The sequence below is a fragment of the Rosistilla ulvae genome (assembly GCF_007741475.1).
In the GTDB taxonomy this organism is placed as follows: Bacteria; Planctomycetota; Planctomycetia; order Pirellulales; family Pirellulaceae; genus Rosistilla; species Rosistilla ulvae.
In genome coordinates this window covers 6,286,769-6,296,113 of sequence record NZ_CP036261.1, presented here as the reverse complement: position 1 = coordinate 6,296,113, position 9,345 = coordinate 6,286,769, and the positions used below count along the sequence as shown (strand labels likewise).

General features: G+C 57.8%; 7 protein-coding genes. 4 read left to right on the top strand and 3 right to left on the bottom strand.

Features of this window, described 5'->3' with window-relative positions; translation table 11 throughout:
- Positions 1–113: 113 nt before the first annotated feature.
- The 4 genes from EC9_RS22375 to EC9_RS22360 all read left to right on the top strand — a co-directional run bounded on the left by EC9_RS22375 (position 114) and on the right by EC9_RS22360 (position 4,575).
- On the top strand, positions 114–1,598 hold the full coding sequence (locus tag EC9_RS22375) for an outer membrane protein assembly factor BamB family protein (RefSeq protein ID WP_145348281.1): 1,485 nt from the start codon (positions 114–116) through the stop codon (positions 1,596–1,598).
- 308 nt (positions 1,599–1,906) lie between these two features.
- Positions 1,907–3,121, top strand: a complete 1,215-nt coding sequence (locus EC9_RS22370) for an endonuclease/exonuclease/phosphatase family protein (protein WP_145348280.1) — start codon at positions 1,907–1,909, stop codon at positions 3,119–3,121.
- 110 nt (positions 3,122–3,231) lie between these two features.
- Positions 3,232–4,137 (top strand): Rpn family recombination-promoting nuclease/putative transposase, encoded by a 906-nt coding sequence (locus EC9_RS22365; RefSeq protein WP_218934355.1) that lies wholly within the window; start codon positions 3,232–3,234, stop codon positions 4,135–4,137.
- Between the two features lie 138 nt (positions 4,138–4,275).
- Entirely contained in the window at positions 4,276–4,575 is a 300-nt protein-coding gene (locus tag EC9_RS22360) for a hypothetical protein (protein ID WP_145348278.1), read from the top strand.
- Positions 4,576–4,604: 29 nt separating this feature from the next.
- Here the strand turns inward: EC9_RS22360 and EC9_RS22355 are convergent, their stop codons facing one another.
- The 3 genes from EC9_RS22355 to EC9_RS22345 form a co-directional block, all read right to left on the bottom strand.
- The gene (locus EC9_RS22355) at positions 4,605–6,188 is read right to left on the bottom strand and encodes a GntP family permease (RefSeq protein WP_145348277.1); all 1,584 of its coding nucleotides are present in this window, start codon (positions 6,186–6,188) and stop codon (positions 4,605–4,607) included.
- Positions 6,189–6,294: 106 nt separating this feature from the next.
- On the bottom strand, positions 6,295–7,596 hold the full coding sequence (locus tag EC9_RS22350) for a prolipoprotein diacylglyceryl transferase (protein ID WP_145348276.1): 1,302 nt from the start codon (positions 7,594–7,596) through the stop codon (positions 6,295–6,297).
- 402 nt (positions 7,597–7,998) lie between these two features.
- Positions 7,999–9,309, bottom strand: a complete 1,311-nt coding sequence (locus EC9_RS22345) for an outer membrane protein assembly factor BamB family protein (protein ID WP_218934354.1) — start codon at positions 9,307–9,309, stop codon at positions 7,999–8,001.
- Positions 9,310–9,345: the final 36 nt, after the last annotated feature.

The following is a 9,345-nucleotide window of genomic DNA, read 5'->3' as shown; positions in this document are numbered from 1 at the left end:
CAGTGGCTCGGAAACCGGCGACGGCATCGCGGGTGCCCTATTGAACCGCTTGCGCAATGGGCTGACTAGGTGTTGTCTGCAATCCAACGCGGCAACGCGGTGGATGTTCGCCGATGCAGAAACCGGCTGAGAAGTCGACGCCGTCGCGATCGCGGTGCCGGTTCCCGTTTGCCGAATCGACGTCCGACTTGATTCTCGCGATGGCGGGGGATTATCCTATGATGATCGTTGCCTTCCTAGAGTTTGCTTCCTACCAAAACCGAAAGACGATCCCCATGCGTTCCGCTTCTATCGCTCGATTCCTTGGATGCGCAGGACTGATCCTGTGCGGAAGCTTTGCCACAGCGGAAAACTGGCCTCAGTTCCGTGGTCCGCATTTTAATGGCTCGTCGACCGAGACGAATCTGCCGACCGAGTTTTCGCGCACTGAAAACGTCCGCTGGTCAGCCGATCTGCCTGGGCCAAGCGCTGCGACGCCAGCGATCTGGGGCGATCATATCTTCGTCTCCAGCACCTCGCCCGGAAACGATGAACTGCTGGCACTCTGCTTCGACCGCAAGACGGGCAAGCAGTTGTGGAAACATGAGATCGCCAAGGGAACACGGCAAGACACGCGAAGCACCTTTGCCGCGCCATCGCCTGTGACCGACGGAAAGGTGGCGATCTTCTTCTTCGGCAACGGCGAACTGGTCGCCTACGACTTCGATGGCAAACAACAGTGGAAGCGCAACCTGCAAAGCGAATACGGATCTTTTGCTTTTCAGTGGACCTTCTCGACAAGCCCGCTGATCTATCAGAACCGCTTGATCATGCAAGTCTTGCAGCGCGACACGCCCGTCAACGGACGCGGCTTGGCGGACAAGGTAAACGAATCATATTTGATGGCGATCGATCCTCAGACGGGCGAAAACCTTTGGCGGATCATTCGCCCCAGCAAGGCCCAGGCGGAATCGCGAGAAGCCTTTACAACTCCGATCCCCTACCAGCACGACGGCCGGGAAGAACTGTTAGTGATCGGCGGCGACGCAATCACAGGCCACGATCCAGCGACCGGGAATGAACTGTGGCGTTGGGGGACTTGGAATCCCCAACGGATCGGGCACTGGCGTCACGTTCCCTCTCCCGTTGTTGGCGATGAAACGATCCTGATCTGCGCTCCGAAGAAGGATCCGATCTACGCGGTTGCCGTCGGCGGCAAGGGAGTATTGGACGATTCGTCGATTCGTTGGATCAGCACCGACGATCGCAACCTGACATCGGACGTTCCGACCCCCGCGTTCTACGATGGCGACTTCTTTGTCCTCAGCGATCTACGGAAGATGCTGATGCGAGTCGAACCGAAGACCGGAAAGGTTAAATGGGAAGTCAAAACGCCTGGACTGAAGAAATATGAAGCTTCGCCAACCGTTGCCGATGGCAAGATCTACGTTGTCAACTTTGCTGGCGATGTTGTCATCTTCGATGCCGAGACGGGCGAGATCATCAACAACGTCTCGATGGATGATCCAAGCGAAAATAACGTCCGGTCGAGCGTTGTCGTCTCCGGCGGTAATCTGTTCATCCGCGTGAACCACAAGCTGTATTGCATCGGCAAATAGTCCGAGTATTGGTAAACGCAAAGCACGGCTTGGGCGATGCACTATTCCGCTCAAGCCGTCGCGGGCCCGCAAGGTCCACCAATTTCTGGCCGCATTTGCTGCGGCATCGCTCCTCGCCGTAGCGAACTGAGTCTCTAAACTGGTTCGCGTTTCTTGCGAGTTGGAAATCGCCCCCGCACTGATATTGCCTTGGCAAGCGGTCAGCCACTATAGAGAGTGGTGAATTCGATTGCGCAACGCGAAGTGGGTCCGACGACCGGTTTCGGCTCTCGAAACGTCTCAGCACAACGCAGGCAGGGAGGCCTGACGTGGCACGCAGAAAGTCGCGTAAAAGCCCTCGATTAACAACGGTCATCTGGACGTTGGTCGCCACCGTTTCCAGCGGCGGGATCGGCGGCTATTTGAAGTCGGACCTGCCCGTCCTTGGACCGCTCGTGCAGCGGTTCATCAGTGATGAGGAGGAAAAACTTGCTGGCGCGTTCCCAGCTCCCAGCGCGAACGGCTACCCGGCGGCGACTGCAACAAACAATCCCGGCTACGCCCAGGGATATCCTCCGCCGGGAATCGATCCTCGAGCGATTCCAACCTCCGCAAATCCAGCACGCCGATACCCGCCAGCCAATCCGCAGGCGGGGACGAACTACGTGCAGCCCACATCGGCGGCGATGCGACCTGCCCCGGTGCAGCAGGCTGCCTCGCGGAAGCCGAGCGATCGACTGCTGATCGCAACTTTTAACATCCAGGTTTTCGGAGAGAGCAAGCTTGGCAAACCGGAGGTCGTCGAGGTTTTGGCGGCGGTCGTTCGCCAGTTTGATATCGTCGCGATTCAAGAAGTCCGCGCCAAAGCGGACAACATCCTGCCCGACTTTGTCAGTGCGATCAACGCCGATGGCAGCCGATACAGCTTCTTGATTGGTCCTCGCTTGGGACGTTCCAACAGCAAAGAACAATACGCCTACATCTTTGATACCAACCGCATCGAGCACGACCCTCAAGCCGTCGGCACGATGCAAGATCCCAACGACCTGCTGCACCGAGAACCTTTTGTTGCACGGTTCCGCGCCCGCACGGCGTCGCCGCAGCATGCGTTTACGTTTTGGTTAGTCGATACGCACACCGACCCCGACGAAGTTCCCGAAGAGGTCGCAGCCTTGGCCGACGTGTTTCGCGTGATGCAAACGGCGAGAGCCGATGAAGACGACGTGATCTTGCTGGGAGATCTAAATGCCAGCGAGAAGCAACTCGGTTCACTGGGACAGATTCCGGGAATCACTTGGGTCGTTCGCAATGCGATGACCAACACGCGACAGAACAAAGCTTACGACAACATCCTGTTCCATGCCCAAGCGACGCAGGAGTTTACCGGGCGATGGGGCGTGTTCGATCTCGAACGTGCCTTTGGTTTGTCGCGTGAACAGGCACTGGATGTCTCCGATCATCTGCCAGTGTGGGCGGAGTTTCAAATCTGGGAAGCCCCACACCAAGCTCGCGTCGCCGAAGCGGCTCCGGCGATGCAACGCTAGACTCCGCAAGCTGAGCTAGCAATCGCGTTCTCCATTTCTCGCCAGACACACCGGCCTATGCTATGCTTAAGTAGGTCTCATTGCAGTCTGTCGATTTGATGGAGCTTGCTATGCCGCTGGGCATCCGTCCGCTCGTCGATTTCGCCTTCAAGAAGATTTTCGGGAGTCCCGAGAACACTTCGGCGTTGATCGGTCTGTTGAATGCAGTGTTGAAGCTGCAGTCGCCGATTCGGGAAGTCACGATCCTGAATCCGTTCAGCTACCAAGAGTTTGAAGACGCCAAGCAGATCGTGCTGGACGTCCGCGCCCGCGATCAGAGCGACCGCTGGCTGAACATCGAGATGCAAGTTTCCATCGCAAGCGGTCTGCTGAAACGCTTGACTTATTACGCCTGTTCGATGTACGTCGATCAATTGCAATCCGGCGACAATTATTCAAATCTGAACCCAGCGATCTCCATCTGTTTGCTGAACAAGAACCTGTTTACCGATTCGCCTCAGCCACACCATCGGTTTCAGATGCTCGATCGCTCCAGCGGTCGCCAGCTGACCGATGCGATCGAAGTACACACTGTTGAACTTCTGAAGTACAATTTAGAGGAAGCTTCGATAGCGACGGCGAGCCGCATCGAGCAATGGGTTTTCTTTTTGCTGAGGGCTCACGAGTTCGACGAAAAACGTTTGCGTGAACTGTTACCAGCGATCGAGTTCCAGCAGGCGATCGCAACCGTGGCAACTATCTCTGAAAAGACCGAGGACCGATCGATGTACGATCAACGTGAAAAAGCGCTCCGCGATCACGAATGGCGACTAGCCGCCGCGCGTGAGGAAGGCGAGAAAATCGGCGAAGCGAGAGGAGAGGCCCGCGGCGTGGTTTTGGGCCGGATTCAGATTTTGCAAGGCATCCTGTCGATGACGGTTTCCAGCGAAGCAGCGTTGCGCGACGCGATGACCGAAGAATTGATCGAGATCGAAGCCGACCTGCAGCGAATCGCCCGCGCACGCGGCCAAGCATAAGCCTGCCCGCGACGCGACCTGCCATGACAAGTCTGCAGCGAGCAATGGGTTTTCTTTTTACTGAGGGCTCACGAGTTCGACGAAAAACGTTTGCGCGAACTGTTACTAGCGACCGAGTTCCAGCAAGCGATCGCTACCGTGGCAACTATCTCTGAAAAGACCGAGGACCGATCGATGTACGATCAACGTGAAAAAGCGCTCCGCGATCACGAATGGCGACTAGCCGCCGCGCGTGAGGAAGGCGAGAAAATCGGCGAAGCGAGAGGAGAGGCAAAAGGCGAAGCTCGTGGTGTGGTTTTGGGCCGGATTCAGATTTTGCAGAGCATTCTGTCGATGACGGTTTCCAGCGAAGCAGCGTTGCGCGACGCGACGACCGAACAATTGATCGAGATCGAAGCCGACCTACAGCGAATCGCCCGCGCACGCGGCCAAGCATAAGCCTGCCCGCGACGCGACATCCCACCACGCTACGGCATGATTCGCGAAAGGACCAGCGTCGCAGCCATGCCGACGATTCCCAGCACCGCCAACAACGGAGTCCAGGTTTTCAGGGCTTCCCCTTCGGTCAAGCCGCCCATCTTGGCAAAGATCCAAAAACCGCTGTCGTTCATCCAAGATCCGACCAGCGAACCCGCACCGATCGCGGTTGCGATATAAACGGTACCATAAGGCAGCTCGGTCCCATCGATGATCCCCGCCATCATCCCCGAGACGATGATCATCGCCGCGGTGCTGGAACCTTGAGCGATCTTCAGCAGCGACGCCAAACCGAAGCCCAGGAACAGCATCACCGTGCCGGGGCTCGTGTCGCCAAAGGTGTTTTCGGCGATCTGTCGAATCGAATCGCCAACACCTCCCTGCTTCAACATCGCTCCAAACGCAGAGCCTGCCGCCGTGATCAAGATGATCACCCCGCCGCTCATCAACGACAGCTCCACCATCTTGGCAACATCCTGCCTGCTGGGCGTCCGCTGCCGGATATAAACTCCCATCGCGATGATCGTAGAAATCAGCAGCGCGAAGGCTGGATTACCAACCACGTTGGTCACACGACTTGCGTTGGTGAAGAACCCGGGCGCTCCGTACTCGGCCAAGGTTTCGGCTTTGACCTGCTTCAGAACCTCATCCTTCGATACATTCTTTCCGGCCAGTTCCGCTTCCGCCTGGATCGCTGCGACCTGAGCATCCAAGGTAGTCCCTTGAGCAACAGCTTCGACCTCGGCTTTGGTGAGCAATTCTCGCGATGAAAGGGTGCTGGCAACGGTATGCAGCGCGATCATCACCACCGGCAACAGCACGGGCAACAGCGACGCGAACAAGCTTGGCAATTGGTCGTCGGCCAGCGGCTCGGGCTCTTCATGACCAGCGACCTCCCGCATTGGGATATCGAACATGCGGTCCAACAGCCCCGCGACCAAGATGCCTGCAATCGCTGCGGGCAAGGCAACCATCGCACCGATCAAAATCATCGTCCCCATATCGATGCCCAGATTCGCAGCCATCGTCAACGGACCGGGAGTCGGCGGGACCAACGTATGCGTGATCGCTCCGCCGGCACTGATCGCCAAAATGCACTTCAGATAGGCTCCGCCAGTTCGTCGATAAAACGATCGCGCCAGTGGCACCAGCAGATAGAAAACCGTATCGAAGAAGACCGGTATCGCCAACACATAACCGCTGCCCATCAACGCCCACGGAGCTCGCTTTTCCCCAAGCATCGACATGAACGCGCGAACAATCCTGTCCGCCGCACCGCTGTCCATCATGCAGGTTCCGATCACCGCCGCCAATGCGATCACGATCGCGATGTTGCCACATGTTTCACCAAAGGCAGCTGTCACCCGCGACATCGCATCGCCAGCCAATCGATATCCGACGCTCTGCGATGTCGAATCACCAGCCCCGGTGGGCTGCGGCACCGGTTCCAGCGTCAACAAACTGACACTGATCGCAGCGATCAACAACGCGATAAACGCATTGACGCGCAGCCACATGATCAAACCAATGACCAGCGCAATGCCGATCGCCATCACAATCAACGGATGAATCATATCTCAAAATCTTGCGGATATAGTGCTTATGGAAAAGCAAGAGAATGGCACAAGCCGGCCGCAGATTCAAGCGTTAACGCTACCTTTCGAGGCACAAAGACCAACTTTACGGCGAAGCGGTGACCGTCGCGGGGTCAGCCGTTTTCAGCGGTCGTCGGTATAGATAAATCAACAGCCCGATCGACCCCACGAAAACGAAGATGCTGACCCACTGCGAGATCGTCAGCCCCGTTCCAAACTGGCCCGGTTCATCCGACCGGATCGATTCGAGCCCAAAGCGGACGACGGCATACCCGGCGAAACCGATCCCCATCAACGCCCCTTCGCGCCGAATCCAAGGTGAGATCACCATCAACATCACCGCCATCGCCAGCCCAAGCACACTGCTGTACAGCTGAGCCGGAGCGACGCTGTTCGCACGCTGCGGCAATTGGTCAGCCTTCCATCGATAGGTTTTGCCATCGACAAACATCGCGATCCCAAGGCCGCTTGTATCGTCGATCGGCAGTGTCAGATCGGTATCCTCGGGAGCGGGGCGTTCCAATTGAATCCGCACCTCACCGCCCGGTTCCACTCCCGCTTCCGCAGCCAGCGACGCCGGCACAACTTCGACGATCTTCCCGAGCCGCGCGGAATCCGATTTGTCGCTATCTCCCCAATCGACGACCAGCCCCAACAGATCGCCCGAGCGCGCCTGATCCTCGTAGACAGGACTCCCCTTGGGGAACTGCATCGAATAAGCACTTGGTTCGCAGCGTCCGCCATAACAACACCCATTCATGACACATCCCATGCGGCCGAAGAACAGACCGATAAAGACGCACGGAATGATGATGTCGGCCATCCGAAAGAACGGCAGACTATGGCGACGACAAAACAGGACCAGCCCAACAAACCCGCCGATCAAGGAACCGTAAACCACGATCCCACCGCGCGTGAAATCGACGATCGATCGCAACATCTGCAGCACGCTCTCGTGCTCGAACCGGTCGCGATACTCGATGACATAAAACGCACGTGCTCCCAAGATTCCCAACACAAACAACCACGGCGCGGCCGCCATAATCGTCTCGGATCCTAAACCGTATTTGCGGGCGCGAACGATCGCCAAACCGACCGCCGCACTAACGCCCAACAGCATCATCACCCCATATCCGCGGATCGCCATCCCCATCGGTTCGCCCGCCTGGTTGCGGATCTCGACATTGGGAAAGACCACCGCGACGACAACCGCCGCGATCGCGCACATCCCCAACGTGCTGAACAGTTCCGAACGACGGTTCGGATCGCGGCTGGAAAAGATGGTGATTGCGATCGCATACAACACGATCGCTCCCAACAACCAGCCAAAGCCAAACAGTGGAATGCCAGCAAATTCGTGAGGGATGAAAAAGAGCGTACGATACATAAATGAAAGTAAAAGCTAAGGGAATCGTCCCGCCACAGGACGGTTGCCCGAGAGGCGGCAGGGGGAGTAACACGCCCCTCCAGTGGAGCGGCGGCAGGCGTTCGATCCTGCTGACAATACCATCAAGGGTCGCCGTTGTGCGAGATGCGTTTCCGGGACTTCCTCATAATTATAGATAGCAGAACCGCAAAACGGCCTGTCGATTTAATCAGCCGTTTGGGCGTTAGCCCCGGTTCAAGCACCGCTAAACCGGGGCTAACGCCCAAACGGCTAATTCAAGGAAACTCGTTGTGACTAAACCGACAAGCCGAAAAGAACGTCTGCCGAGGGACCGCCGCAAACGTCTCGAACGCACTCTGTGAGCCCGACGCTTCGCCGACGATAACGACGGCACGCCCGCTTTTATTTCTGATCGGCCCCTGCGGCAGTCAGATCGACAGCAAGTAACTTGCTCTGCTCGCCATCGCTCATCCGGCAGACCAACTTGCCGCCCGACAGTGCCGGCAAGGCACGGTAGGTTCCCGGCGGCAGTTCCATCTTTCCGAGCGATTGGAACTTCGACCGATCCGCGGCAAACAACTCCAGCGTCCCGTCGGTCCGCTGCGCGATCAACCGATCGCCAACGCCGATCAAATGCGCCACGCCATAATCCTCCTCGGACCACTGGACCTTGCCGGTCGCCAGTTCGATGCACCGCAACGTCGCCGCCCCCATATCCTCGCGTCCATGGATTCCGTAGACGTAGCCGTCGCGGACGATTCCCGAATTGTATTGGCTGCTGAGAATATCATCGCCGCTCCACACGATCTCCGGCGGCCGTTTCGACAGATCGACCAATTCCGCTCCGATCCGATAACTGGCACTCAACAGCAACCGCTCCCCCACCCGAGTTGGCGTCGCACCAATCACGTTCAGACCGCGCTGACCAAACGGAATCTCAAAAACGATCTCGCCATCGGCCGCGTTCAGCACCACGGTTTGGAAACGCATCGGCACGATCACTGTCGTTGCGTCGAAAGCGATCGGCGAGGCGTAGTCGGCTGTCAGATCGGTTGCCGCCCAAACGGTTTTGCCCGAATTGCGATTCAAGCCCACAATTCCATGGCCATCATCGCCACCAACCGCCACGACAACCGTATCGCCGCTGACAATCGGCGTGCTGCCGGCGCCAAAGTAGCCGTCTTCGGCGGCATAGTCGTGTCGCAGCGCTCGCGACCAGATCGGCTTGCCATCCGATGCGGCGACGGCGTGCAGATCTCCCGCTGCACCGTAGACATACACAGTTCCGCGATCGACCACCGGCACGCATCGCGGGCCGCGATCGTTGTTAAATCCACCGCCGTAGGTTGCCGGAAACTCCGCCTGCCACAGCTGCTGGCCGTCGCTCAATCGACAACAATCGAGTCGCTCTTGGTCATCGACTCGGTGCCACAAATAAACCTTCCCATCGACAACCGCCACTCCGGAATATCCCGATCCACACGGAATCTGCCAGGCGACCCGAGGCGTCTGTTGCCACAATCCCTCCCCCGCATCGCTGGCGATCCCATTGCGTTCGGGACCAAGAATCTGCGGCCAATCGCCGGCGCGAAGCGACGGTGTGAAGGCGAGGACCAAGACGATAGCCATCCACGCCGAGGCCGGCCAAGTTTTGATACCTCGCGGCGGCCGAGGACTGGCGGCTTCGATCGAAAGGGATTGTTGAATGCACATTTTGTGTCGAGGGGTTCGAGACGGTGGGGAAAGTAT